The 26,998-nt window shown below is 43.1% G+C and carries 23 protein-coding genes and 2 pseudogenes; 11 read left to right on the plus strand and 14 right to left on the minus strand.

The window, feature by feature from the left end; translation table 11 throughout:
- The first annotated feature begins 79 nt into the window (after positions 1 to 79).
- Together uxaC and IR173_RS00165 are read left to right on the plus strand one after the other, a co-directional pair.
- Entirely contained in the window at positions 80 to 1,486 is a 1,407-nt protein-coding gene (uxaC, locus tag IR173_RS00160) for a glucuronate isomerase (protein ID WP_237037688.1), read from the plus strand.
- A 262-nt stretch (positions 1,487 to 1,748) separates the two neighbouring features.
- The gene (locus tag IR173_RS00165) at positions 1,749 to 2,060 is read left to right on the plus strand and encodes a hypothetical protein (RefSeq protein WP_237037689.1); all 312 of its coding nucleotides are present in this window, start codon (positions 1,749 to 1,751) and stop codon (positions 2,058 to 2,060) included.
- Positions 2,061 to 2,136: 76 nt separating this feature from the next.
- Here IR173_RS00165 and IR173_RS00170 read toward each other — a convergent pair whose 3' ends face one another.
- Complete coding sequence (locus IR173_RS00170) at positions 2,137 to 2,601, minus strand: TspO/MBR family protein (protein WP_237037690.1); 465 nt, start codon at positions 2,599 to 2,601, stop codon at positions 2,137 to 2,139.
- A 273-nt stretch (positions 2,602 to 2,874) separates the two neighbouring features.
- Here IR173_RS00170 and IR173_RS00175 point away from each other — a divergent pair, with 273 nt between their 5' ends.
- Positions 2,875 to 3,093: a winged helix-turn-helix domain-containing protein gene (locus IR173_RS00175; protein WP_237037691.1), complete on the plus strand. Its 219-nt coding sequence runs from the start codon at positions 2,875 to 2,877 to the stop codon at positions 3,091 to 3,093.
- A gap of 50 nt (positions 3,094 to 3,143) precedes the next feature.
- Here the strand turns inward: IR173_RS00175 and IR173_RS00180 are convergent, their stop codons facing one another.
- Both IR173_RS00180 and IR173_RS00185 read right to left on the minus strand, forming a co-directional pair.
- Positions 3,144 to 3,695 (minus strand): sugar O-acetyltransferase, encoded by a 552-nt coding sequence (locus IR173_RS00180; RefSeq protein WP_237037692.1) that lies wholly within the window; start codon positions 3,693 to 3,695, stop codon positions 3,144 to 3,146.
- Positions 3,688 to 4,608 (minus strand): DMT family transporter, encoded by a 921-nt coding sequence (locus tag IR173_RS00185; RefSeq protein ID WP_237037693.1) that lies wholly within the window; start codon positions 4,606 to 4,608, stop codon positions 3,688 to 3,690. Before IR173_RS00185 ends, IR173_RS00180 begins: the two co-directional genes overlap by 8 nt.
- 793 nt (positions 4,609 to 5,401) lie before the next feature.
- On the opposite strand from IR173_RS00185, the gene IR173_RS00190 reads away from it, so the two are divergent.
- Complete coding sequence (locus tag IR173_RS00190) at positions 5,402 to 6,628, plus strand: MFS transporter (protein ID WP_016564142.1); 1,227 nt, start codon at positions 5,402 to 5,404, stop codon at positions 6,626 to 6,628.
- 89 nt (positions 6,629 to 6,717) lie between these two features.
- On the opposite strand, the pseudogene mobV (IR173_RS00195) reads toward IR173_RS00190, so the two are convergent.
- From mobV (IR173_RS00195) to gloA2, 10 genes and pseudogenes are all read right to left on the minus strand, one after another.
- Positions 6,718 to 7,833, minus strand: a pseudogene (gene mobV, locus IR173_RS00195) (MobV family relaxase); the annotation flags it as partial.
- Between the two features lie 19 nt (positions 7,834 to 7,852).
- A pseudogene (gene mobV / locus IR173_RS00200) lies at positions 7,853 to 8,248 on the minus strand (MobV family relaxase); the annotation flags it as partial.
- 193 nt (positions 8,249 to 8,441) lie between these two features.
- On the minus strand, positions 8,442 to 9,410 hold the full coding sequence (locus tag IR173_RS00205) for a toprim domain-containing protein (RefSeq protein ID WP_016564201.1): 969 nt from the start codon (positions 9,408 to 9,410) through the stop codon (positions 8,442 to 8,444).
- A gap of 253 nt (positions 9,411 to 9,663) precedes the next feature.
- Positions 9,664 to 10,905, minus strand: a complete 1,242-nt coding sequence (locus tag IR173_RS00210; RefSeq protein WP_016564203.1) for a primase-helicase family protein — start codon at positions 10,903 to 10,905, stop codon at positions 9,664 to 9,666.
- A 310-nt stretch (positions 10,906 to 11,215) separates the two neighbouring features.
- The gene (locus IR173_RS00215) at positions 11,216 to 11,605 is read right to left on the minus strand and encodes a hypothetical protein (RefSeq protein WP_016564204.1); all 390 of its coding nucleotides are present in this window, start codon (positions 11,603 to 11,605) and stop codon (positions 11,216 to 11,218) included.
- Positions 11,606 to 11,623: 18 nt separating this feature from the next.
- Positions 11,624 to 13,021 (minus strand): tyrosine-type recombinase/integrase, encoded by a 1,398-nt coding sequence (locus IR173_RS00220; protein WP_237037695.1) that lies wholly within the window; start codon positions 13,019 to 13,021, stop codon positions 11,624 to 11,626.
- Positions 13,022 to 13,570: 549 nt separating this feature from the next.
- Positions 13,571 to 14,413 carry a glycine betaine ABC transporter substrate-binding protein gene (locus IR173_RS00225; protein WP_237037696.1) on the minus strand — a complete coding sequence of 281 codons (843 nt, stop codon included), beginning with the start codon at positions 14,411 to 14,413 and terminating at the stop codon, positions 13,571 to 13,573.
- Between the two features lie 2 nt (positions 14,414 to 14,415).
- Positions 14,416 to 15,240 carry an ABC transporter permease gene (locus tag IR173_RS00230; RefSeq protein WP_237037697.1) on the minus strand — a complete coding sequence of 275 codons (825 nt, stop codon included), beginning with the start codon at positions 15,238 to 15,240 and terminating at the stop codon, positions 14,416 to 14,418.
- Complete coding sequence (locus IR173_RS00235) at positions 15,237 to 16,463, minus strand: quaternary amine ABC transporter ATP-binding protein (protein WP_237037698.1); 1,227 nt, start codon at positions 16,461 to 16,463, stop codon at positions 15,237 to 15,239. Before IR173_RS00235 ends, IR173_RS00230 begins: the two co-directional genes overlap by 4 nt.
- Positions 16,464 to 16,657: 194 nt before the next feature.
- Positions 16,658 to 17,041, minus strand: a complete 384-nt coding sequence (gloA2, locus tag IR173_RS00240) for an SMU1112c/YaeR family gloxylase I-like metalloprotein (protein ID WP_237037699.1) — start codon at positions 17,039 to 17,041, stop codon at positions 16,658 to 16,660.
- Between the two features lie 135 nt (positions 17,042 to 17,176).
- On the opposite strand from gloA2, the gene IR173_RS00245 reads away from it, so the two are divergent.
- Together IR173_RS00245 and IR173_RS00250 are read left to right on the plus strand one after the other, a co-directional pair.
- On the plus strand, positions 17,177 to 18,520 hold the full coding sequence (locus IR173_RS00245) for a sigma-54-dependent transcriptional regulator (RefSeq protein WP_237037700.1): 1,344 nt from the start codon (positions 17,177 to 17,179) through the stop codon (positions 18,518 to 18,520).
- Positions 18,521 to 18,546: 26 nt separating this feature from the next.
- On the plus strand, positions 18,547 to 20,091 hold the full coding sequence (locus IR173_RS00250; RefSeq protein WP_237037701.1) for a sulfatase family protein: 1,545 nt from the start codon (positions 18,547 to 18,549) through the stop codon (positions 20,089 to 20,091).
- A gap of 505 nt (positions 20,092 to 20,596) precedes the next feature.
- On the opposite strand, the gene IR173_RS00255 is transcribed toward IR173_RS00250, so the two are convergent.
- A complete protein-coding gene (locus IR173_RS00255; RefSeq protein ID WP_237037702.1) occupies positions 20,597 to 21,109 on the minus strand; it encodes an O-acetyl-ADP-ribose deacetylase in 513 nt (170 codons plus the stop codon).
- Between the two features lie 393 nt (positions 21,110 to 21,502).
- On the opposite strand from IR173_RS00255, the gene IR173_RS18190 reads away from it, so the two are divergent.
- The 5 genes from IR173_RS18190 (at position 21,503) to IR173_RS00275 (ending at position 26,893) form a co-directional block, all read left to right on the plus strand.
- Positions 21,503 to 21,583 (plus strand): potassium-transporting ATPase subunit F, encoded by an 81-nt coding sequence (locus IR173_RS18190; protein WP_178796663.1) that lies wholly within the window; start codon positions 21,503 to 21,505, stop codon positions 21,581 to 21,583.
- 15 nt (positions 21,584 to 21,598) lie between these two features.
- On the plus strand, positions 21,599 to 23,305 hold the full coding sequence (gene kdpA / locus IR173_RS00260; RefSeq protein ID WP_237037703.1) for a potassium-transporting ATPase subunit KdpA: 1,707 nt from the start codon (positions 21,599 to 21,601) through the stop codon (positions 23,303 to 23,305).
- A 19-nt stretch (positions 23,306 to 23,324) separates the two neighbouring features.
- Entirely contained in the window at positions 23,325 to 25,358 is a 2,034-nt protein-coding gene (kdpB, locus tag IR173_RS00265) for a potassium-transporting ATPase subunit KdpB (protein WP_237037704.1), read from the plus strand.
- Between the two features lie 13 nt (positions 25,359 to 25,371).
- Positions 25,372 to 25,941: a K(+)-transporting ATPase subunit C gene (locus tag IR173_RS00270; protein WP_237037705.1), complete on the plus strand. Its 570-nt coding sequence runs from the start codon at positions 25,372 to 25,374 to the stop codon at positions 25,939 to 25,941.
- Positions 25,942 to 26,182: 241 nt separating this feature from the next.
- A complete protein-coding gene (locus tag IR173_RS00275; RefSeq protein WP_394800621.1) occupies positions 26,183 to 26,893 on the plus strand; it encodes a porin family protein in 711 nt (236 codons plus the stop codon).
- Positions 26,894 to 26,998: the final 105 nt, after the last annotated feature.

Below are 26,998 nucleotides of genomic sequence, written 5' to 3' on the forward strand. Positions count from 1 at the left end.
TTTGGATACTCTTTCAAAAGCCGGGCTTAGATATAGGTTAAAATAGACAACAATTATATAGACATTAAAAAGACTGCTTATGAAAAACTTTATGGATGAAAACTTCTTGCTTCAGACAGAGACAGCACAGAAGTTATATCACGAACATGCGGCAAAAATGCCCATTATTGACTATCACTGTCATCTTATTCCTCAGATGGTAGCCGATGATTATCAGTTTAAGTCACTGACTGAAATTTGGCTGGGAGGCGACCATTATAAATGGCGTGCCATGCGCACCAACGGAGTGGACGAACGTTATTGTACCGGTAAGGATACCTCTGATTGGGAGAAGTTTGAGAAATGGGCCGAAACAGTTCCATATACTTTCCGTAATCCGCTGTATCATTGGACTCATTTGGAATTAAAAACAGCTTTCGGCATTGATAAGGTATTAAACCCGAAAACTGCACGCGAAATTTATGAGGAATGTAATGAGAAGCTGCAACAGCCGGAATATTCAGCGCGTGGCATGATGCGCCGTTATCACGTAGAGACGGTTTGTACAACTGATGACCCTATCGACTCTTTGGAATATCATATTAAGACACGTGAAAGCGGTTTTGAAATAAAAATGCTTCCTACATGGCGTCCCGACAAAGCTATGGCTGTAGAGCTTCCTGCCGATTTTCGTACATATATGGAAAAACTATCAGCTGTGAGTGGTATTAGCATTTCTTCTTATGATGATATGGTATCGGCTTTACACAAACGCCATGACTTTTTTGCAGAACAAGGTTGCAAATTATCAGACCATGGTATTGAAGAATTCTATGCAGAGGATTATACTGATGCTGAAATCAAAGCTATCTTTAATAAAGTTTATGGCGGAACTGCGTTGACGAAAGAAGAAATATTGAAATTCAAATCGGCTATGCTGGTTGTGTTTGGCGAAATGGATTGGGAGAAAGGTTGGACTCAGCAGTTTCACTATGGTGCTATCCGTAACAATAACACCAAGATGTTCAAACTTCTCGGCCCTGATACCGGTTTCGACTCTATCGGTGAATTTACTACAGCTAAAGCAATGGCAAAATTCCTTGACCGCTTGAATACGGAAGGAAAACTAACCAAGACCATTCTTTATAATTTGAATCCTTGCGCTAACGAAGTTATTGCCACTATGTTGGGGAATTTCCAAGATGGAACTATTCCGGGCAAGATTCAGTTTGGTTCTGGCTGGTGGTTTCTAGATCAAAAAGATGGTATGGAAAAGCAAATGAACGCATTATCATTATTAGGACTATTAAGTCGTTTTGTAGGTATGCTGACTGATTCACGTTCTTTCCTGTCCTACCCGCGTCATGAATATTTCCGTCGGACTTTATGCAACTTGTTAGGCAATGATGTAGAAAACGGTGAAATTCCTGTATGTGAAATGGAACGCGTTAATCAGATGGTAGAAGACATTGCGTATAATAACGCAAAGAAATTCTTCCAATTTTGATAAAGAAAGAAATCTTTGAGGAGTCACTGATGTTTTCTGTTGCCATCAGTGGCTCTTTTGTTTATGAGAGACTCACTCTACACTTGGTATGTGTGGAATTATTCTACAGTTTTGTAGAGTTGCAAACCATCTTTCTACACTTTCTTCAAATCTTCATTGTCCTATTAACTATTTTATTATCAGTATTTTCCTAATTATTCCGCGATTTTGGCACGTAACTTGCTTATACATCGGAAACAAATTAATTTAAAAACGAGAAATGATGAAAAAGGTATTAGTTTTATTAGCAGTGATATTAGGGTTAGGTACTTCAGTTGTATATGCAGAAGGTGTAAAAGATGCAAAGAAGGAACAAACAGTAAAGACAAAGAAATCTCCCGATTTTATTGAAATCTATATGAATGATGTTCCCGAAACGATAATGGATACTTTGGCATGCGAAGGATCCATGATAAAACAAGCATTTTTATCCTATGGTGTCAATGGAAGCAGAATCTATAAAGTGATTGTTTTAACCAGTAGTTTGGAAGAAACTACTAAATATTTCAGTGAAGATGGAAAAGTGATAAGATAATTTTTTAGTTAGTATGTAGAATGATGATGGTTTCGGCTTGTGATAAGCCGGAACCTTTTTTATGATATATACCAAATTAGTTATATAGTATGATATATCCATTCAGATACGTAGCAAGCAGTAGCCATAACGTATAAGGAATAAACAACAAAGAACTAATCTTCTTTACAGGATAACTTTCTATCATATAATATATTATAAATATATCAAGAAGTAGTATATCTATAAATCCCAGTAACGGACTTTGGAAATAGAAAAAACAAATACTCCAAGTAAAATTGAGTAATAGTTGGCAGCTAAAAAGCCACCTCAAGGTTTTTCTTTTTGTATGTTGAGTGTTCCATATTAGTCCTATCGATATCCCCATACAAAGATAAAGGAGACTCCATACAATAGGAAATATAAAATTGGGAGGAGTTAATGATGGTTTATTTAAGAACGGATACCACGTTTGAATGGCATCAGCCTGAAAGTATGCGGCGGTGAATCCCACACTAAAACAAATTATTACTGCCACACATATTGATATGATTTTATTCATTATTGATTATTTTGTTAATGTTCATCTTATGTAGTAACAAAAGATATTCTGTTTTGCTTAATAAAGATGGATGAAATTTTGATATGATGACTCATTCTCTCTATAAATAATATCATAAAATGAACAATGATGAAATGTAAAAGAAACGAATGTTAAATTACAACGTTATTTAAAGGAAGTTTATATATAAAATTAGCTTCTAATATGATAAAATGCTATTTTTACAGCAAATAACTAAGCATTCTATTATTAACCTCTTTAATAAAAGTTCAAATGGATAAGAATCAAATAGGCTTAAATGCCGGAAAAGTTTGGAAGCTTCTGAATAATAATCAACGATGGAGTTATTGTGAGCTAAAGGAAGCAGTCGGGCTGTCTGATAGAGATTTAAATGCTGCTATTGGTTGGTTGGCTCGTGAAGATAAAATTGATTTTGAAACCGAAGATGGAAATGACCGATTGTTTTTATGTGTGAACGTGTATATCGGATGATAAAGTAAAGAGGATGGATACTGCAATGATGGTACCATCCTCTTTTAATTTCAATTTAATTTCTTAATGACTTTGGCCGGATTACCTACAGCTGTAGAATCATCCGGAATATCTTTTGTAACAACACTACCGGCTCCGATGATGCATCGGTTTCCAATAGTTACTCCCGGACAGATAATAGCTCCTCCTCCTATCCAACAGTCTTCACCGATTGTTATAGGATAGGCATATTCCTTAGTTCCTCTTCTTGCAATATAATCAATAGGATGGTGGGGAGTATATAGTTGTACATTGGGGCCGATAAGTGTATGGGCACCGACAGTTATATATCCTCCATCCAGAAAAGTACAATTGGCATTGACAAATACATGCTCCCCTAATTTGATACCGGTACCATGATCACAATAAAAAGGTGGACAAATGATAGAAGTGGCAGGGATATTCGGCACCAAATCTTCTAATGTCTGGCGAAAATCTTCATCATAAGTACTCATTGTTCTCATCTTGGCCAATAATTTCTTGGCGTGGGCGAAACTAGCCTGTATTTCCGGTTTTTCCATATCAGCCAATTCGCAATTACGCATTTTATCTATTTCATTCATATACTTTGGTTTTTGTGCTAAATGTAAAAGATATTTTTCTTTCTGCCAAATATACGCCACATAATATAAGAAAACAGCCGGATAATGCTATTACAGTAATCTTTTCGTCTATAATTATGGCTGAGGTAAGTAATGTTACCAATGGAACTATATAGATGTAGTTGGTACTTTGCACGGCACCCAGTTCTTTGACGCAAGCATTCCAAGAGATGAAACAAAGCATGGAAGCAATGATACCCAAGAATAATAGATTCCCCCAAACGACAGGTTGTAGCATCAAGGAAGTATCCCAGTGTAACGGACGAAATAGAAAGACAGGTAATGTGGTCATTATTCCATAAAAGAAGACTTTCCGAGTAATAAAGACTGTAGAATACCGGCTGTCTAACTGTTTGAGAATAAGACAGTAAAAAGCCCACATTAGAGCTGCTGTTAAAGAAAGAAAGTCTCCCAATGGATTTATCTTGAGGATAAAACTGCCATTAAATACCACTAGTCCTACTCCTATTAATGCCATAAATGATCCATAAAGCAAATGTCGTGTAAAGGGTTCCTTTCTTTTAAAAAGGTATGACAAGAAAGTTGTCAGAATGGGTGACGTGCAAACAATTAATGATACATTGGAGGCAAGCGTGATACCCAATGCTGTATTTTCAGTTAGAAAATAAATTGTTCCTCCACACAGCCCGGCAAGAAATAATAGAAGTTCATCCTTAATTCTATTGGCAAAAAGCTTCTTGCGGGAAATGCTCCACATACAGATATAAGCCAAAACAAAACGGTAAAAGAATATCTCTGAAGGAGTCAAACCGTGTTGGATGAGAATCTTGGTGGAAACAAAAGTCGTTCCCCAAATAGCTACGGTTGCAATAGCTATAAGATGAAAAATCAGTTTCGATTTAGTTGCATTCATGTTTTATATCATATTTTAAATTCTGAACGGTTTCGTCTAACCGTTTGATGAATAAACATTTAACGGAGTATCTGAAAAGTAATGGTAACGACTAGGAAACCGTGCGATTTTCAGCGTTTTGCGGTGTTTTACTATCAAATAACTCTTTCAGGTGCAAAGATACGACAAATCTTTGANTATTTTAAATTCTGAACGGTTTCGTCTAACCGTTTGATGAATAAACATTTAACGGAGTATCTGAAAAGTAATGGTAACGACTAGGAAACCGTGCGATTTTCAGCGTTTTGCGGTGTTTTACTATCAAATAACTCTTTCAGGTGCAAAGATACGACAAATCTTTGATATAGTATCCAATACAAACAGTATTCGCCATTTTTTGCCTTTCGATATATACCTATTTGCTTATGCCGTTATTTTTTGCAGATTTGGATAAAAAAGGAAAGGCAAAATTCAGGAAGCATTGAAATTCTTTACTTTAGTTAGTGCAAAAATCGAATAATTTATTGTAACTTTGCAGCGGATTCGGTGTGCATATAATACCATCCCAATTAAGATAAGTCGCAACATATATAGTGGTTTTCAATATGATTATGAACAATTGTACAATATTAACAGGTAAAAACACCGTTAATATTGCATATCATAAACCTTGGTAATTTTTCCACATTCAAATCTAATTAATTCGATTTGAATGTCATTGTCTTTGTAATCCGGCATGCTATTTCAGGCTTGTCGAGAGATTTTTTGTGCTATAAAATCAAGAAACATTCAAAAGATAAAAGGAAAAATTCAAATGGAAAAAATCAGAAATTGGAAACAAGATTTCTATACAATATGGGCGGGGCAAGCTGTGTCCCTGATAACAAGTGGGGTTCTTCAAATGGCCATCATCTGGCATCTGACAAATACAACAGGGTCTGCGATGGTGTTGTCAATGGCGACCTTGGTTGGGTTTCTACCTCAAGCGGTTTTAGGTTCTGCAATCGGAGTACTTGTTGACCGCTGGAACCGGAAAATGGTCATGATTGGTGCAGATGTCATCATAGCTTGTGCTGGACTGGTACTTACCGTAATTTCCCTGTCAGCGGAACTACCTGTATGGATAGTAATGCTCATCCTCTTCATTAGAAGCGTTGGCACTGCATTCCATTCCCCTGCGTTAAGTGCGGTAACACCTCTTTTAGTGCCTGAAGAACAGTTAGTCAAATGTGCCGGCTACACCCAGTCCATCCAATCGGCAAGTTTCATCCTAAGTCCGGCAATTGCCGCTTTTCTCTATGCAAAATGGGGGTTGAATTCTGCGGTTGCCCTTGACGTATTCGGAGCAATAATTGCCTGTATCACTGTTGCAATGGTTCACATCCCAAAACAACCGATTGAAGCGCTGCAGCAAGAAAACTTTTTCACCGAACTGCGCATTGGCTATAACGCAATACGACAAAATAAAGCTCTTTTCACATTGCTTTGGATAGGAGCAATCAATATGTTCATTTATATGCCAATCAATGCGCTATTTCCGCTGATGAGTATGAATTATTTCGAGGGAAGTACCTTGCATGCTTCCGTGGTGGAAATTGTTTTTGCAGTTGGTATGTTGTTGGGCGGACTTCTATTGGGCGCATGGGGAGGTTTCAAAAAGCGCATGGCAAATATCATCGGCTCTATCTTTCTTATGGGAGTGTCATTGACTGTTTCCGGCTTGCTACCAACCAATGGTTTTATGATATTTGCGATATGTTGTACGTTGATGGGCTTTTCTGCCCCATTCTATAATGGAGTACAGACCGCGCTATTTCAAGAACAGATACAACCCGAGTATTTAGGGCGTGTTTTCGGACTTCTTGGCAGCATCATGTCGTTTGCCATGCCGCTTGGGTTGGTAGTGTCGGGTGCATTTGCAGACCAAATCGGGGTAAACCGTTGGTTTTTGTTCTCAGGTATGGCTATTCTGCTTCTCGCTATAATAGCCTTATGTCTTCCACAACTTAGAAAGGTCGACAATCAAAAACAAAAATCATGATTTATGAAACGTAACTAAATCTAAACAGCAATAAGCCTCTGATAGGGAAATACGATTATCGGAGGCTTATTGCAATCTGTTTTAACTACTTATGTAATTCCTCTACTTTTCCTTTGTGGTTGAATTGGCTGTCGTATGCTCTGCCGTAGCCTGTCGAACTGTTCCCTGAACCATTCGCCTATGGGCTGGCGGTTGATTACGAGTGTCAGTTTAGACTTGTCCGCAGGGTCTTTCACCACTTGAAAGCCTGCTCTTTCTGTCGTAAAACTCCGATTATGTTCCTCCGAATAAAGTTTGCCCTCGTATATCAAAGGCTTACCATAAGTCAATGTCGTGGTCTGCCTTTCATTGAACCCGACAAGGCGGCACAGGCTCTCTATTCTCATAATTTCCTTTGCCATAGGAAACCATGCACACAGCTTTTCGATAATGCGTTTCAAACCTGATACTTCATCTTTGTGTCTGACACTTTTTTCCGCCATCTCCTTACGGTGATTCTGCTGTATTTCCAACAACTGGCGGTTGTGCTCGGTTTGCATCGTGTGTATGCGGTTTTGCAGTATCTCAATGGTTTCCTCATGGGTGGCAACTTCCCGATACAGGGCGGTGTTCTCCCTTTCCAAAGTCTTGACCTTGTTGCTCCCGAAAAGAGAACCGACACTTTCAGCTATGTTGGTCGCTGCGGTGGTGGCTGCACCTTTCAGTTTCTCGGTCTGTACCTCTTTCTTGGCTTGTCTGAGTTCCTGTTCGGTTTCGGTTTTCTGCTCCTGTAACCGCTTGTTTTCTGCATCAAGGGCAGCGTTCTTTTTCTGTATGTCCCGATAATACTGTGTCGTGGTGGTGTGCCGTGCTTCGGAACCTCGCACACCTCGCTGTAATCCGTATTTAGCCATAACCCTTGCATAATTGTCGTGGTACGCAATCAAGGTCTGACGGTTGAACAGGTCATCGGCACACAAACGGACGGTATTTGCTTTCTTGTGATACTTCCGTTTGCCGTCTTCCTGCTCTTTCTTGGCTTTGCGCCTTTCACCTGTCACGATGGGAACAATGGCTGCATGGATATGCGGTGTCTTCTCGTCCATGTGAAGATGGGCGGCAACCACGTTCTCCCTGCCGAATGTGGCTTGCAGCCATTGGATGCTGTCGCTGCACCATTCGTCAAGTCTTCCGTTTTCCTGTATGTCCATCATGTCCTCATGTGTTNGGAACAATGGCTGCATGGATATGCGGTGTCTTCTCGTCCATGTGAAGATGGGCGGCAACCACGTTCTCCCTGCCGAATGTGGCTTGCAGCCATTGGATGCTGTCGCTGCACCATTCGTCAAGTCTTCCGTTTTCCTGTATGTCCATCATGTCCTCATGTGTTCCCGACAGAACCACTCGGACTACACGGACTTGGTCATGTGTAATCTTCCGCTTGATGCCTGCCGTGTTCAGCCTGTGGGCAATCGCTTCATCCCTGCCATGAACGCCATCGGGGTATTCTATAAGTACCCTGTTCAGATGCGTTCTTGTCGGGTCTGCGTTTTTAGGTATGATTCTTCTCTCTATATGGTCGGATTGTACGGTGTCCGATGAACCTTTTGCTTTCTTTATGTCCAATGAAAAATATCCCATGTAGTTTGATTTTTACGGTTATTGTTATGAGTGTATTCTCTGCCTGTGGCATTGGCTCTCAGGGTTTCCAAAGGGATTTCCCTTTGGCTCGATAGGGAGTTTTTAGCATTACCGTGTAATGCGTGAAGAAAACGCCCTATTGAGCTATGGTATTTCTGTCTAAATACCCTTGGGAAAGCGAACCTGTTCCCCTCTATATTTTCAGCCCTTTCTTTTTCGGTGGCTGCATCATCCGCCTTGCGGATTGTACTTGCTTCTCCTCCTTTATCGGCTCTGTCGATTGGGACAAGAGTTTTTTGCACAGGTACTCGTTCAAGTCATTATACCCTGCATAGTGAACCGACATATCCTGCAAGCGGTCACCCAACATCCGTTGCAGGTTGGCGTATGCGTTCCGTCCTGCTGTGTCATTGTCAAGGAAACAGCCGATTCGGGTATAGGTTGCCAATATGCTTTCCGCTTTCGAGAGGTTGGAAACGGAGTTGAGAATGACGTAATCCTGTGCATTCAATCGTGGGTGTTGCGGATTGTTCTTTACTCGGATGGTCAGGAACGAGAGATAATCCATGAAGCCCTCGAAAAGATAACAGACGGTTCGTGGCTCTTTTTGCTGTCGGATATGGGTGATGTCCTTCGGGGCGACACATCCCTTGAAGTATCTATTACGCACTTCATACCCTCTTGCCATATTCGGGAAGCCGATGGCGAAATAGGGTTTGTCGGCATTCTCAAACCGCAGTTCCTTACACTCCCTTTTGGCGAGTTCAATGTCTATCCCCCTTTCTTGCAGATAGGCAATGAGCGCAGGTGATGACAGCTCGCCAACTCTTAATACCCGATAAGTGCGGTTGTCGGATTGCTGCTTGCCAAAAGAAAACGATGCAGGGCGGATGTATGGTGTCCGTTCCTCTATGCGCTTCAACAGGCAGGTTACATCTTCCGTATGGTAGAGTTCCGCTGCCAATGCGATGATGTTACCGCCCTTGCCAAGTCCAAAATCGTACCATTTGTTGAGTTCTGTGTTTACCTTGAAAGATGCGTCCGTTTCCTCTCTCAGCGGTGATTTGTACCAAAAGCTGCTGCCCTGTTGCTTGACGGGCGTGTAACCCAAACTTTGCAGATAGTCTGCGATTCTGATTTGTTTAACTTCTTGTATGTTCATGATATTCTATAGATTTGATGATGATTGTAAAAACGTTGATTTGTTGAATGGCTTATATAACACATTTATTTACAGAAAGATATTTGCTCAACATCTTCTCAACAAACCACTCGCCAAAAGAGAAATCAACAATCGGGTGCTGTTCCTCTCTCAACTTCTCTTTTCGATTGTTGAGATTTTGTTGAGAGTGTATATTGTTTATTGTCAGCATAGTTATATCCTTATTCATCAATTCAACAAAAAAAGAATGATATTACAGGGATTCAAGTTGTTCCCTCGTGACAGAATAGAAACGACCGACCCGTTTTACAGGCTCATACCGACACTCCCGATTGTAGTTGAATTGGTAGGTGGTATAGGTCAGTCCGTTGGGTGCAGGCGTAAGTTTCCAACACTCCTGCAACACCTTTCGGACTTGGTGCTTCTCCACTTTTACCTGCGAGTGTACCAGCAACAGAAGAATGTCGTTGTAGCAGAACGAGAATGTGTCCGTGCCGACACTATCCATGATGTCAAGTATCAGCTCGTGCATCTCTATCTCCAGTCGGTTACGGTTGCTGCGGATTATCTTCTGCAAGGCTTCGGTATGCAACAGCGATGGAGCAAACCACATACGGCTTTCCTTTTCGGTGGATAGTGTTCTGTGTTGCAGGAAATGAAGAAAGGCGGGTATCTCCGCTTTCAGCTTTTGCAGGAAGTCGGTATCATCAGACTGCAAGCGGTCTATCTTGCGTACCCAATAGCGTGTTTCCCCTGCATCAATGATTACAGGCAAGTACTCGTTGTTGGAGCATAGCACGAACTTGGCGAAAAACGCTATCTCGTCACGGTCTTTGCCTTTGGCTTCCACCTTGTAGGAAAGTGTGGTGCTTAGGTTCTTCAACCGCTCGCTGTCCTCCCTACGGTTGAGCAGCACCTCGTCCACCACGATAAGCAGTTTGCCGGCCCAGTCGGAATTGAATTGGCTACGGAAATCCTCGTTGGTGTTAAAGGTTACATTGTTCTGAAATAGGAGTTTTAGAAAATTCAGAAATGTGCTTTTGCCTGTGTTGCGTTCCTCTGATACCAACAGCAGGATAGGCAGCTTTTGAATGGGGTACAAGTAGAGCAGTTGTAGGTAGTCCATGCCCAACTCGTATTGCTCCCCGAAGATGTGACCTACCAAAGATTGGATATGCGAGAAATCGCCCTCTTTAGGTTGGTGGTCTATCGGTTCATAGAGGTTAAGGAACTTGCCGACCACGGGATGGTAGCCGATGTGTTCGGGTACGGTGCAGAAGCCGTCATACTTGGGAACGCTGCCGATGTAGTCCTTGCCGTAGTCTTGGCGCAGGGTTTCGTTGTTCCATGCTATGCGTTTCCTTACATACCCTCCGTTCAGTTTGGGCTGCTCCACAATCTTGTAAAGCGTAGTCCCCACTCGGATGAATTCCTCCTTTGCCATGCCACCATCCGATGGCGGTCTGTGGCTGTCTTGTTGTTTGTTAGCTGACATAATCAAATGGTTTTAAGTTTGAAAAATACCAGCTACAAAAGTATAAGCATTTATCGGATAAGTTGTTACGCAAAACGCGGCAGAACGGTGACAAATAGCCCCCGAAGAAAAAACTTTCAATGGTTTGGAACGGAAGTCGGGCAGGACAGACGAAAAAACTCCCAAAAAACGAATGTGGGGATTACGCTTTTCGGGAGAAAAAATTGGAGTTCCTGTTGATATGTCGGTCAGATTATATGCTGACACGCTGGCTTGATTACTCTATTCGTGACTGAATGAATGGATTCCGTCAGTCGTGCAACCAATTCAGCTACGAGAAGTATTCGGCTTTGGCTATGCCGTTGGTGTTCAGCGAAAAGAAGATGCTTGTTTTCTCTTTTCGCAAGTACAGTCTTTCAAGAACGGCATTGCGCACCTGCTTCGCACTGTATGTGCCGATACGGAACGCAAGGGCGATTATCGTTTCAAGGCTGTAAACCTCCATGCTGCACTTGTCGGACAGTCGGATGGTATGCCTTATCTCACACTCATTCAGAATGCCGTTCTTGCAGAGTGTCTTTATCCCTGCCCTGATAGTCGGGGCGGTTACATTGAACAACTCGCAAAGCTCCCACTCACTCATGGCGGTTGCCTGTATATCTTTCGGCATAACTACATTGCCGAACTCGTTCATTGTTATGATGTTTCTTTCCTCTTTCATTATCGTTTGATTTAAGGGTTACTGAATGGCATTGCAAATGTTCTTTTCCATATCCTCCAGTTTGTGCGACAATGTTTCCATATCCTGACTAATCTTTTGGGCTGTGATTTTTGCGTAAATTTGGGTCGTTTTTATGTTGGTATGTCCCAAAAGTCGGCTGACGGTTTCAATGGGTACTCCGTTGGATAACAGCACAGTGGTCGCTGCCGAATGTCTTGCTACATGATAGGTCNATGTTTCCATATCCTGACTAATCTTTTGGGCTGTGATTTTTGCGTAAATTTGGGTCGTTTTTATGTTGGTATGTCCCAAAAGTCGGCTGACGGTTTCAATGGGTACTCCGTTGGATAACAGCACAGTGGTCGCTGCCGAATGTCTTGCTACATGATAGGTCAAGTGGACTTTTATACCGCACAACTTGGCAATGGCTTTCAGCTTCTTGTTGCAAGTCGTGTTACTCGGCATGGGGAATACTTTATTATCTCTTGTCATACCCCTGTACTTCTCTATTATCTTTCGGGGAACATCCAACAATCGGATATTGGATTCCGTGTTAGTTTTCTTTCTTCGGGTGATAATCCACAGATTTCCGTCAAAGAATGTTTGCAGGTTGTCTTCCGTAAGGTTCTTGACATCGGAATATGCCAAACCTGTAAAGGTGGAGAACAGAAATAAATCCCTGACAAGCTCGTGTGTCTTGTCGGGCATATCGGTGTTCATCATTGTGTGTATCTCCTCTCTCGTAATATACCCTCTGTCCACGCTTTCGGGAGAGTTGATGTACCCTGCAAAGGGATTGAACGGCAGACGACCGTCATTCCTCGCTATGGAAATAATGTGTTTCAGCACAATCATGTAGCCCCAAATGGTATTGGTGCGGCATTTTTTCTCAGTACGCAGGAAATACTCGAAGTCGTTGATGAACGAGAGGTTCAACTCTTTTAACGGAATATCTTCACGCTTGTAGGTATGGGGTAGGAACTCACGGATGTGCTTGCAGACGGTAACATAACGTCGGAATGTTCCTTTTGCCCTGCTGTGTCCCACTTTCTTGGCAAATTCGCTGTTGTGTTGTTCAAACAGTTTTAGCAAGGTTTCCTGTTTGATACCGATGCCGAGATAGGCATCTTTCAACTTGGCAGCAGTGACATAACCGTCCGTCTGCATCAACTCTTGATAACGGCGGTTTATCTCCACTCTGATTTTGTCAACGGCACGGTTGATTCTTTGCGCTTCGGCACTCTTACCCGAAGCACGGTTGTTCTTCACGTCCCACAGGCGCAAGGGAACATCCATCTTGCAACTGAACTGCTTAATCTCTCCGTCCACCGTAATGCGACACATCAAAGGCAGGTTGCCGTTGGGTTTCTCACTGCCTTTCTTCACGTAGAACAATACCTTAAATGTACTTCTCATAACTCACTTTTTTTGGTTACAAAATTAATTCATAGTGAGTTACCGACAGATACGACACATAACGCCAAACGATGCAAAATTTAGGTTTCGCAAGAAATTTGCATCATCGCACGGGTAATGATAAAGTAACTGAACTTTTGCTGCGTTTGTCCATATTCTGTCTCTTCTTGGCTTTTGAACAAGAGAAAAATATAGCGTAACGAACGCTTTTTCAGTCTGTTCGCTACGCTTTACTCAAATTTGCTATTCCGTTAGGTGTTTATTNTCGCAAGAAATTTGCATCATCGCACGGGTAATGATAAAGTAACTGAACTTTTGCTGCGTTTGTCCATATTCTGTCTCTTCTTGGCTTTTGAACAAGAGAAAAATATAGCGTAACGAACGCTTTTTCAGTCTGTTCGCTACGCTTTACTCAAATTTGCTATTCCGTTAGGTGTTTATTTTAATCACGCAAAGATACAGATAAAAAGAATTCGTTTTAATGTATATTGCATTAAAAAAATATTCTTATTACTTATCTGTTCAGAAAGAGCCATGTTAATAAAAGAATTAATGTTTTGGTATCCAGGAGTCTACCAAACTTTGATGTTCTTTTACCCACTTTTCTGCCCCTTCTTTCTCATTGTATTCATTCTGCGAGACATCATTCAGCAAACTGCTGATTTCATCTGTGGTCATGTGCATATTGCCTATTAACTCTGCCACAAACGGATGTTGTTCTCCAAAACCTTTCCGGGCAATGGCAGTAATTATCTCCGCCTTTCCGAAAATGCCTTTCGGATCTTCCAGAAATTTGAGTTTAAAGCGGGTAAACATCCAGTGGGGAGTCCATCCGGTCACTACGATCCATTGGTGCTCGTCGATGGCACGCTTCAGGACAGCAGTCATGGCAGGGCCGCTTGATTCTAACAATTTATAGTCGAGCTTATACTTCTCTATCGCCAAATCGGTGGCATGCATAATGCCTGCCCCTGCATCAATGCCGATAATCTCCCCTTTGAATTTCTCACGGTTGGCATTCAATTGTTCAATGGAATTTACAGGTACATAATCCGGTACTACCAATCCGATGCGGGCATCAGGATAAATCCGGCCGAGGATTTCCAGATTCTTGCCATACTGTTTCATATAATCCGCTTGCGTGGCAGGCAGCCATGCATCCATCAGCAAATCCACTTTGCCACGCGCCATGGTAGCATAGATAGGTGCAGGATCGGCGTTTTTCAGTATCACCCGGTAACCCTGTTGCTCCAAAATCACTTCTACCAGGTGGGTTAAAGCGATGCCGTCATCCCAGTTTATATATCCTATGCTGATTGTTTTATTGTCTTTCTTTCCGCTACACGATGTGAGCAGCAAGAGGAAAGATAAAAAATAAAGTATTCTTTTCATGCTTATTTCCCTTTCTTTTGTTTTCCAAGTCCTTGCGTGATGCGATCCAAAATAATTGCAAGGATAACTACTGCGATACCTCCTTCAAACCCTAAACCGATTTTCATTTGCGTGATACCTTTTAATACGATTTCCCCTAAACCACCGGCTGCAATCATCGCTGCAATTACTACCATTGAAAGCGACATCAGGATGGTTTGGTTAATGCCTGTCATGATGGTGGGTAATGCCAAAGGCAATTGTACTTTGAATAATAGCTGTGTGGGGGTTGCTCCGAAAGAGCGCGATGCTTCTACCACATTTTTAGGAACCTGCTTAATGCCCAGACTGGTTAAACGTACCACCGGAGGCATGGCGAAGATGATGGTTGCAAATGCTCCGGGCACAGTTCCCAACCCGAAAAAGAGAACGGCCGGTATCAGATAAACAAAAGCAGGCATCGTCTGCATCAGGTCGAGGATGGGATGCAGGATTTTATCACACCGCTTGCTGTTGGCGCTCCATATTCCAAGGGGAAGTCCGATCATCAGGGCAATTATGGTAGACGACAGCACCAGAGCCAATGTCTGCATCGTCTCATTCCAAAATCCCATTCCCCAAATGAGTAATAAACCCAAGGCGGTGAATACCCCTACCCCTTTTCCTGATTTATACCAGGCGAGAAGGGTCAGCAGGGCAATAGTCACATAAAAAGGAATCCACATCAATACATTTTGGAATCCGTCTATGAAGCCCCCTATTCCGACATTAACCGCATCAAAAAAAGGTGCGAAGTTTTCTGTCAGCCAATTGATGGCTATTTCTATATATTTTCCGATATTTATCATAATTCGATTGCGTTTTGAATAAGTTCGTTAATTTCGTTTTTATCTTTTCCGGTCATCTCCACTACAATGGATGAAAGGGGAATCAATCCTTTTAATTCACGTTCCTCATCAACCACATAGATGGGTGAATTGGTCTTGGTAATCAATGGAAGCAAATCTTCTATTTTAGTATCCTCCGTAACAGAATGCACTTCACTCAGTATGGCGGTCTTGATAGACTTAATCCCTTTGTGGCGGAGAATGGCAGCATCTTCCAGTGTGATTTCTCCAATCAATTTATCATTTTCGTCTATCACGGGAAGTACGGTAATATCTCTTTCTTTCATTTTTCTAATCAGCACCTCAGGGCCTTCTTTACGCAGACGGGCGACTGCCGGACGGGTAATCATAATGCTACCAGCCGTGACAATCTTGCTTCGGTCTACATTCTCGACAAAACGTGCCACGTAATCATTGGCAGGTTCGGTCAGGATTTCTTCGGAAGTTCCCACTTGTACGATTTCCCCATCCCTCATGATGGCGATGCGGTCACCCAATTTGATGGCTTCATTCAAATCGTGGGTAATGAAAATAATCGTTTTCTTCATTTTGGACTGTATAGCCAGCATTTCATCCTGCATCTGGACACGTATTAACGGGTCGAGTGCAGAAAAGGCTTCATCCATTAATAACACCTCGGGATTGTTTGCCAAGGCGCGGGCCAGTCCCACCCGTTGTTGCATACCTCCGGACAATTGGCCCACCATTTGATTCTGATAACCTTTCAGTCCGACGATTTCCATGCTTTTCATGGCCTTCTTTTCGCGTTCCTGTTTGGGAACGCCTTGCAACTCCAATCCGAAGGCAATGTTGCTCAACACACTACGGTGAGGAAGCAAACCAAAATTTTGAAACACCATCGAAATCTCGTGGCGGCGCATATCCAGCAATTCCTTATCGGATGCGGTAGTGATATCCTTGCCATTGATTAAGATTTGTCCTTTTGTGGGTTTTATCAACCGGTTGATGCAGCGGAGCAAGGTTGATTTTCCACTGCCCGATAATCCCATGATGACGAAAAACTCACCTTCGTGGATGTCCAGATTCGCATCTTTCACGGCGACGGTGCAACCGGTGGCTTTTAATATTTCATTTTTGCTTTTTCCTTCTTTCAGCATTCGGAGAGCCTTTTGTTTCTCCGAACCGAAAATAAGATATAGGTCTTTAATTTCTATTTTATTCATCGTTTATATAGGGTTTAAATTAATAAGAATAGGGGAAGTGAAGGGGCATGAAGAAGCAGCTTCCGTTTTATTTAACGAAAGAAAATATAAAATGGTTCATCGGACAAATCTTTTAATTATCCGAAAAAATATTGATTTAACAGTATTCTGCCATTTACTCCCGTAGGGAGTGGAGAGAAAGATATGGGCGGTGATTATTTCTCATAAAATTCGATGGGCAAATCATCCGGGTCTTTAAAGAATATGAATTTCTTTCCGGTATATTCATCTATTCTGACCATTTCGTGAGGAATGTTTTTTGCATCCAGTTCTTGAAGGGCAGTTTCTATATTGTCTACTTCAAAAGCGATATGCCGTAATCCGGTAGCTTCGGGATAGGATAACCGACGGGGAGGATTGGGAAAAGAGAATAACTCGATGGTATAAGTCCCGTTTAAAGACAGATCCGTTTTATAGGAATTTCTTTCACTTCTGAAATATTCATTCTTTACTTCAAATCCTAAATTCTGATAAAAAGCTTTAGACTTTTCATAGTCGGAGCAAATAATGGCAATATGATGTACGGCATTCAGTTTCATAAACTTATCTGATTAAAAGAAGTCTTGTTTTGTAATGGCAAAGATAATAAGAATTCGTTTTGTAGAAAATAGAAGGCGGCTAATCTTTTGTGGAATGCTATTTTGTTCTATCTTTGTGAAACAAATAAGATGAATATGGATAGCATTTTGATAATTGATGACGAACCGCAGATACGCAAACTTCTTTCGCGTATGATGGAATTGGAAGGCTACGAGGTTTTCCAAGCGACTGATTGCCAATCTACTTTAAAACAATTAAAACAGCACACTCCCCAGGTGGCATTGTGCGATGTCTTTCTGCCCGATGGCAATGGAGTCGATTTGGTTGTCACCATGAAAAAGCTCTATCCCGAACTCGAAATTATTTTATTGACGGCTCACGGCAACATCCCCGACGGGGTGCAGGCTATTAAGAACGGGGCTTTCGACTATATCACCAAAGGAGACGATAACAACAAGATTATCCCTGTCATTAGCCGCGCCATGGAGCAAGCTAAAAAGAATATAGGAGAAAAAGCAAAACCGGAAGAAGCACATGCCTATTCTTTTGAAACCATCAAAGGCAAGTCGGCCTGCATGCAACAAACGGTCGCTTTGGCCCGGAAAGTGGCAGCAACCGATGTCACAGTGTTGCTTACCGGCGAAACCGGAACAGGAAAAGAAGTCTTCGCACAAGCCATCCATCGTAACAGTCTTCGCAAAGAGAACGCTTTTGTAGCGGTAAACTGTTCCGCCTTTAGTAAAGATTTGCTTGAAAGCGAGATATTCGGCCATAAAGCCGGTTCGTTTACCGGAGCGATGAAAGACAAGAAAGGCTTGTTCGAGGTGGCCGACAACGGAACGATTTTTCTGGATGAAATCGGTGAGATGGCATTCGAACTGCAAGCCAAATTGCTCCGTGTGCTCGAATCCGGAGAATATATAAAGATAGGCGACACGAAACCGACGAAAGTGAATGTCCGCATCATCTCGGCCACCAACCGTGATTTGAAAAAAGAAATAGAACAGGGTCATTTCCGCGAAGACCTTTATTATCGCCTATCCGTTTTCCAGATACACCTCCCTCCTCTTCGCGAGCGTAAAGAAGACATCGAGCTTTTGGCGGAAACCTTTATCCGGCTCTTTTCAAAGAAATTAGGGAAACAAGTGGAAGGAATGACACCGGAGTTTTTGACGGCTTTGAAAGCAGCCGATTGGAGAGGAAATATCCGTGAATTGCGTAATGTGATAGAACGCAGCATGATTGTCTGTGACAGACAGCTCACCTTGCAGGACCTTCCTATCGAAATACAGAACGCCCAGCTGGAAGACAACGCCGGCAGTAATTATTCGGAATTTGAACTGGCCGCTATGGAGAAACGTCATATTGCTAAAGTGCTGCAATACACCAAAGGAAATAAGACCGAAGCCTCACGTTTATTGAAAATAGGTTTGACTACACTTTATCGTAAAATAGAAGAATATGGGATAACCCTTTAATGAAAAACACTTAAAATTATTATGATATGAAGTTATTCAGTTACACTTTAGGCCTGATGGCAAGCGCATCTTTGCCAACAGTTGCAATGGCTGCCAACTTGCAACCCCAACAAGAACAGAAAGATAAACAGCCCAATGTTATTTTGATCGTTGCCGACGATTTGGGATATGGTGATTTAAGCTGCTATGGAGCTCACCGCATTCAGACTCCCGGAATGGATCGCATTGCCAATGAAGGCATTCGCTTCACACAAGGATTTTGTACAGCGGCAACTTCTACTCCCAGCCGTTATTCGGTTATGACCGGTAAATATCCCTGGAGTAATGTCGATGCCAAAATCCTTCCCGGAAATGCCGCTTTAATTATTGACACCCAAAAAATAACGCTTCCCAAACTGATGAAGCAAGCTGGTTATGCTACGGGGTCGGTAGGTAAATGGCATATCGGATTGGGAGATGGAAATGTAGATTGGAATAAAGAGGTCAATCCTGGTGCAGCAGAGATAGGATATGACTATTCCTTTATTCAAGCAGCGACTAATGACCGCGTACCCTGTGTTTTCCTTGAAAATGGGAAAGTCGTGGGATTAGACCCTAACGATCCTCTTTATGTCGATTATCGGAAGAATTTTCCCGGTGAACCTACCGGAAAGAATAATCCTGAGTTGCTCCGTATGCATCCCAGTGTAGGTCATGCGGGCTCTATCGTCAATGGAGTGCCTCGCATCGGCTTTCAAAAAGGGGGAAAAGCTGCTCAGTGGAAAGATGAAGAGATGGCGGAACTGTTCTTGAACAAAGCCAAGCAATTTGTGGATGACAATAAAGATAAACCTTTCTTTTTATATTATGGTCTTCACCAACCGCACGTGCCTCGTGTTCCCAACGAACGTTTTGCAGGGAAATCGGGCATGGGTCCTCGCGGAGATGTTATTCTGGAGGCTGACTGGTGTGTAAGTGAGTTTTTGAAAGAATTGGATAAGCTGGGATTGACGGAAAATACGATTGTGATTTTTACCAGCGATAATGGTCCGGTACTTGATGACGGATACAAAGATCAGGCAGAAGAATTGGTAGGCGATCACAAGATTGCAGGCCCATTACGTGGCGGTAAAACCAGTATGTTTGACGGTGGAACACGAATACCGTTTATGTTGCGTTGGCCGGCTCAGGTAAAACCGCAAGTTTCCGATGCTTTTGTTTGCCAAATGGACCTGTTGGCTTCGTTTGCAGCGTTGCTGGGACAGACTTATCCCGACCAGGTGGATAGTGAGAACACATTAGATGCTTTCTTGGGCAAAAGCAAGGAAGGACGCAAGGAACTGGTTATTGAAGGGATGTTTAATTATGCATACCGCCAAGGCGATTGGGCATTGATTCCTCCTTATTATAATCCGTACAGCAAGGAAGATGGTGAATTTATCGGTTTGGGATACGGATATAAATTGTATAATCTGAAAGAGGATATCGGTCAGCAAAATAATTTGGCCGAGAAATATCCGGAATTATTGGGCAAGTTAATCAATCGTTTTGAGTATTTGAAAGGACATACGGATAAAGTAACACGTTATTAAATCCCTTCCCTTTGCATTAAAATATAGTTTTTGCCCTGATGTGTTTATCATCCCATTACTGTGAGGGGATAAATATCATTGGGGCAAAAACTTTTCTTCATTCTTTTATTCCTTCACTTCATCCCCTGAATTTGTTATTCCGTCAGAGTCAAATTGTAAGACACGTGTATTTTTAGAAAAAATACAGGGCCAGTTATTATTCTTGGGGATTTAATATATCAAGCATACACTTGTCACCGGATGTTATCTCCTCCGTTTTTTTTACTCTGCATACGTCTTGAACTCCCTAGGTCGTTTCATTAGCCAGCCTAAGCGTTTTCGTCCTTTCGATTATGCCTGTCTATTAGTCGAATTACTACAGTCTCCCACAATGGACTGTATAGTCCGTTGCCGTAGACTGTATAGTCTATTACAGTGGACTGTACAGTCCACTGCCGGAGTCTGTAATAATCTTCCGTTTAAAAGGCCTTGGTTGACCCTAAGAAACGGCTTACTCTTCCCTTCGTTACCTGAAATCAGGAGCACCTATCTTTCGATACACTTCGGCATCCTTTTCCGAGAAACAACACACTGTCACCTCACCCTCATAGCCGCGTGCCATCTCTTCCCCGATAACGTTCAATGCGATACGTGCCGCCTCTTCCTTGGGGTAACGGTACACCCCGGTACTGATACAGGGAAAGGCAATGCTCTGGATGCCGTTCTCCTTGGCCAACGCAAAACTGGTGCGATAGCATGAGGCTAGCTTCTCGGCTTCTCCGTGAGTTCCCCCATACCATACGGGCCCTACGGTGTGAATTACTTTCTTACAAGGCAGGTTGTATGCATCGGTTATCTTGCTCTCACCGGTGGGACAACCGCCCAATGTCCTGCATTCCGCCAGCAATGCAGGTCCGGCAGCCCGGTGGATAGCTCCGTCCACACCGCCGCCACCCAGTAGCGAACTGTTGGCCGCATTCACAATGGCATCCACTTTTAACGTAGTGATGTCGGCTACGATAACATTTATTTTCTTCATGTCTTCTTCCTGTTTTTTCTGTATTAAATCCTTCGTACAAAGCTATACAATTAATTAAAAAACGAAGCCATTCCGCTGCAAATAAATCCTTCATTCTCCTGTTTTGATATTCTTCCCTTTTCATTTTGAAAAGGTCTTCCTCTCCCCTATTTTCCCCCTTATCGCTATATATTCATATAAATCAACCACTTACATTCTTGTTCCCGATAATGGCATACTATTGGCATCTTAACAGGGCAAGTAAACAATAGTATTAATTAAAAAATGAAATTATGGATTTATTTTCAATCGGATTTGCAGTTTGCACCCTGAGCGGCATAGCTTGCTTCGGGTTATTCTTTAAATGTATAGACTGGTTCGAGAAAATCTAAAAACAGAAAGGAGAAACAAGTTATGTACACGGCATTATTTGTAGTAAGTGTGATTATGTTTGGCTATATGATGTATGTTCTCATCAAGCCGGAGAAATTTTAAAAAAGCAAGAAGGTTATGAATACTGAAATTTTAGGTGTTATAGCGCAAATCGTTCTGATGGTGACTTTAAGTTACCCAATCGGAAAATATATCGCCAAGGTTTATAAAGGTGAAAAGACTTGGTCGGATTTTATGAAACCCGTTGAACGGATGATGTTCAAGCTGAGTGGCATTAACCCTCATGAGGAAATGAACTGGAAACAGTTTCTGAGGGCATTGTTGGTGGTGAACCTCTTCTGGTTCCTTTGGGGGATGGTGTTGCTGGTTACTCAAGGTGTGCTGCCGCTTAATCCGGATGGAAACATCGGGCAGACCGCACACCAGGCCTTTAATACTTGCATCAGTTTTATGGTAAACTGCAACTTGCAGCATTATAGCGGTGAAAGCGGGCTGACTTATTTCACACAATTGTTCGTTATCATGTTGTTCCAGTTTATTACGGCTGCAACGGGTATGGCTGCCATGGCAGGTGTAATGAAAGCGTTGGCGGCAAAGACCACACAGACCATCGGCAATTTTTGGAACTTCATGGTATTGAGCTGCACGCGTATTCTGCTGCCGCTTTCGTTGATTGTCGGTTTTATTCTGATTATCCAAGGGACCCCGATGGGATTTGACGGCAAAATGGAAGTGACCACTTTGGAAGGAGCGAAACAATATGTATCACAAGGTCCGACAGCGGCCATTGTCCCTATCAAGCAACTGGGAACCAATGGCGGTGGTTATTTCGGTGTGAATTCTTCCCATCCGCTGGAAAATCCCACTTACCTTACTAATATGGTAGAGTGCTGGGCTATTCTTGTCCTTCCCATGGCGATGGCATTCGCTTTCGGGTTCTATCTGAAACGTAAGAAGTTGGGGTACAGCATCTATGGTGTGATGCTTGCCGCTTTCCTTATCGGCGTGTTTGTTAATGTTTATCAGGAGACGGGCGGAAACCCAAGGATTGACGCCCTGGGTATCGCTCAGGATAACGGCGCCGTGGAAGGCAAGGAAGTGCGCATAGGTGCTGCCGGCACAGCTCTGTGGAGTGTGGTTACTACGGTCACTTCCAATGGTTCGGTAAATGGTATGCACGATTCTACCATGCCGCTATCGGGTATGGTTGAAATGCTGAATATGCAGATTAATACGTGGTTTGGCGGCGTGGGTGTAGGTTGGATGAATTACTTCACCTTTATTATAATCGCTGTATTTATCAGTGGGCTGATGGTAGGACGTACACCCGAATTTCTGGGAAAGAAGGTGGAGGCGCGGGAAATGAAAATAGCTTCTATCGTGGCCTTGCTTCATCCGTTTATTATCCTGGTCGGTACGGCCCTTGCCGCTTACTTATTCGTTCACGCCCCCCAGTTTGTAGAAAGTGAAGGCGGCTGGTTGAATAATCCCGGTTATCACGGACTGAGTGAAATGTTTTATGAATATACATCCTGTGCGGCCAATAACGGTTCGGGCTTTGAAGGCTTGGGAGATAATACCTGGTTCTGGAACTATTCTTGCGGTTTGGTTTTGATTCTCGGCCGCTTTCTTCCCATCATCGGGCAAGTGGCTATCGCAGGCTTGCTGGCCAAGAAGAAATATATCCCCGAAAGTGCCGGAACGCTGAAGACAGATACCGTGACATTCGGAATCATGACTTTTGTTGTCATCTTTATCGTTGCCGCCTTGTCGTTCTTCCCTGCACATGCGTTAAGCACTATTGCCGAACACTTAAGTTTATAATAAAACAAGTTTATACAAGATGAAAAATAATAAATCAGCTTCTTTATTTCAAAAGGAGCAAGTTATGAACAGTATCAAGCAATCATTCGTGAAACTGAATCCGCGAGTGATGATAAAGAATCCTATCATGTTTACGGTAGAAGTCTGTACGGCCATCATGTTTTTGGTCATGCTCTACTCCATCGTGAACGATTCACAAGGTTCCTTTATTTATAATTTGTGGGTCTTCGTTATCCTGTTTATCACCTTGCTGTTCGCCAACTTTGCCGAAGCCATTGCCGAAGCGCGTGGCAAAGCACAAGCCGACACTCTGCGCAAGACCCGTGAAGAAACTCCGGCCAAGAAAATTCTGAACGGGAAATTAATAACCGTCAGCAGTTCCCAACTAAAGAAAGGAGATATTTTTGTGTGTGAGGCCGGAGATGTAATTCCAGCCGATGGCGAAATCATCGAAGGGCTCGCCTCTATCGACGAAAGTGCCATTACAGGCGAATCCGCTCCGGTCATTCGTGAGGCAGGCGGTGATAAAAGCTCTGTAACAGGCGGAACAAAAGTATTGTCCGACCAGATAAGAGTAATGGTAAGCACCCAGCCGGGTGAAAGTTTCCTGGATAAGATGATTGCATTGGTGGAAGGCGCATCTCGCCAGAAGACACCGAATGAAATCGCATTGACTATCCTGTTGGCAGCCTTTACGTTGGTCTTTGTCATTGTGTGTATCACCCTGAAGCCGTTTGCCGACTATACGGGGACCGTGATTACCATTGCTTCTTTTCTGTCCCTGTTTGTCTGCCTCATTCCGACTACCATCGGCGGTTTGCTGTCGGCCATCGGCATTGCAGGCATGGACCGCGCTTTGCGTGCCAATGTCATCACCAAATCGGGCAAGGCGGTGGAAACAGCGGGTGATATTGATACGTTGCTGCTTGATAAAACCGGTACCATTACCATCGGAAACCGCAAAGCGACCCGTTTCTATCCGGCGCAAGGAGTCGATGAACAGGCTTTCATCGAAGCATGCCTGCTCTCTTCCGTATCCGATGACACCCCGGAAGGAAAATCCATCATCGAACTGGGACGGGAATCAGGTTTGCGTATGCGCAACTTGAATACCGAGGGAGCCCACATGATAAAGTTTACTGCCGAAACCAAATGTTCGGGCATTAATTTGAAGGATGGAACGGAAATCCGTAAAGGTGCGTTTGATGCCATCCGCAGGATAGCCCTGTCTGCCGGAAACACCTTCCCGAAAGAAACGGAAGACGTTATTCAGGAGATTACCGGTAATGGGGGAACGCCCTTGGTAGTCAGCATCAACAAGAAAGTGGCCGGTGTGATAGAATTACAGGATATTATTAAGCCGGGCATTCAGGAACGCTTCGAACGCTTGCGCAAGATGGGAGTAAAAACAGTCATGGTGACGGGAGACAATCCGTTGACAGCCAAATACATTGCCGAGAAAGCAGGAGTCGATGACTTTATAGCCGAGGCGAAGCCTGAAGACAAGATGGAATACATCAAAAAAGAGCAGGCTGCCGGAAAACTGGTTGCCATGATGGGCGACGGTACAAACGATGCCCCTGCCCTGGCCCAAGCCAATGTGGGCGTGGCCATGAACAGCGGCACGCAGGCGGCCAAGGAAGCCGGAAATATGGTGGACCTTGACAACGACCCCACCAAACTGATAGAAATTGTTGAAATAGGCAAGCAGTTGCTCATGACGCGCGGCACACTGACCACGTTCTCCATTGCCAATGATGTGGCCAAGTATTTTGCAATCGTTCCTGCGCTGTTCATGCTCTCTATCCCCGAACTTGCCGCACTGAACATCATGGGGCTGCATAGTCCTGAAAGCGCTATCCTGTCTGCGGTTATTTTCAATGCCGTTATCATCCCCATCTTGATTCCATTGGCATTGAAAGGTGTCCGGTACAAACCGATAGGAGCATCCGCCCTGCTCCGCCGTAATCTTTTGATTTATGGATTAGGCGGTGTCATTGCCCCCTTTGTGGGAATTAAGTTAATTGATTTAGTAGTAGGTTTATTCTTTTAATCAGTAAGTAACAATGAAAAATTTTATAAAGTCATTCAGACTAACTTTAGTGTTCTGTGTATTCTTTTCAGTGTTTTATATATTGGTATTGTGGCTGTTCGCCCAGTTTGCCGGACCTAATTCCGGCAATGCCGAAGTCGCAACGCTGGACGGCAAAGTGGTGGGTGCGGCCAATGTGGGGCAATCTTTCACAGAAGACATTTATTTCTGGGGACGTCCTTCCTGTGCCGGAGAAGGTTATGATGCAACGAGTTCTTCGGGTAGTAACAAAGGGCCTACAAACGAAGAGTATCTGGCTGAGGTAGAAGCGCGTATTGATACTTTCCTGCTTCATCACCCCTATCTGAGCCGCAAGGATGTGCCTGCCGAAATGGTGACAGCCAGTGCCTCCGGTCTGGACCCTCATATTACTCCGGCATGTGCCTACGTACAGGTGCAACGGGTGGCAAAGGCTCGTGGAATGAGCGAAGAAACAGTGAAGGCAATGGTAGACAACTCCATCGAGCACCCGTTTCTAGGGCTGTTTGGAACAGAAAAAGTAAATGTTCTGAAACTGAACATTGCACTGGAAGAATCAAAATAATTCATCAGAAGAAAGCATTTATAAAATAGATACGCGACATGAAAAAGAAACACTCTATAGAAACCGAAAGCCTTTCGGCCCTTAAAGCATTAATCGGTATCCTCGTTTTCCTAAGCTTGATGAATTGGCTTGTCGGATGATTTGTGTCATTCTATTCAGGTGAATGCTTTCTTTATGTGAAAGTACCCTCTTGGGAAAAGAAAAAAAAGAGAACACAACTTATTATTAGTTTATTTTTAAGATGAAAAAAACATTCAAAACTATGGCATTCGTATGGGTAGGAACCGCACTGTTAATGCCCTATGCAGTAAAAGCACAAGATTTCAAGGTAACCGGCAAAGCCGATTTTGTAAGTGATTATATTTGGCGGGGCGCCTATCAAAATTCAGGATTCTCTGTCCAGCCCACTTTGGGATTGGCATACGGCAACCTGTCTTTGTCGGCTTGGGGAAGTCAAAGTCTTACAAAATCGGACGGAGCACAAGAGTTTGATATCAATCTGAGTTACACCCTTGGAAATGGGGGAATCACCCTTACCGATTATTGGTGGAACGGAATCAATATGCCTTATGGCGATTATAAACACGACCATCATTTTGAAGCTTCCCTCTCCTATTTCTTCGGCGATAGATTTCCGTTGACACTGGGCTGGGCGACTATGTTTGCCGGTGGCGATGAGAATGCGGATGGCAACCGTGCCTATTCCACTTATATCAGTGCCGCCTACCCGATTTCTTGTCCGGCAGAGATTACGCTCACCCCGTCTGTCGGGTTTACTCCCTGGAAAGGAATGTACCATGCCGATGGAGCTGCTTTTACCGACATTTCTTTGAAAGCCACTAAAGAGATTCCGATTACAGAACGTTTTTCATTGCCTTTGTTTGTGCAAGCCATTACTTCCCCTTCGTCTGATAAAACTTACCTGATAGCCGGTTTGAGCATCGGGTTCTGATTGTGTGAATTTATTTTTTTGTAGGAAAGCCGGGACTTTTGAAATGAGTTCCGGCCTTTTTATTAAAATTGCAATTCATGGAAACGACAGCAACTACCTTGTCAT

Origin of the sequence: Phocaeicola faecalis, from assembly GCF_021730445.1 — a bacterium.
In the GTDB taxonomy this organism is placed as follows: domain Bacteria; phylum Bacteroidota; class Bacteroidia; order Bacteroidales; family Bacteroidaceae; genus Phocaeicola; species Phocaeicola faecalis.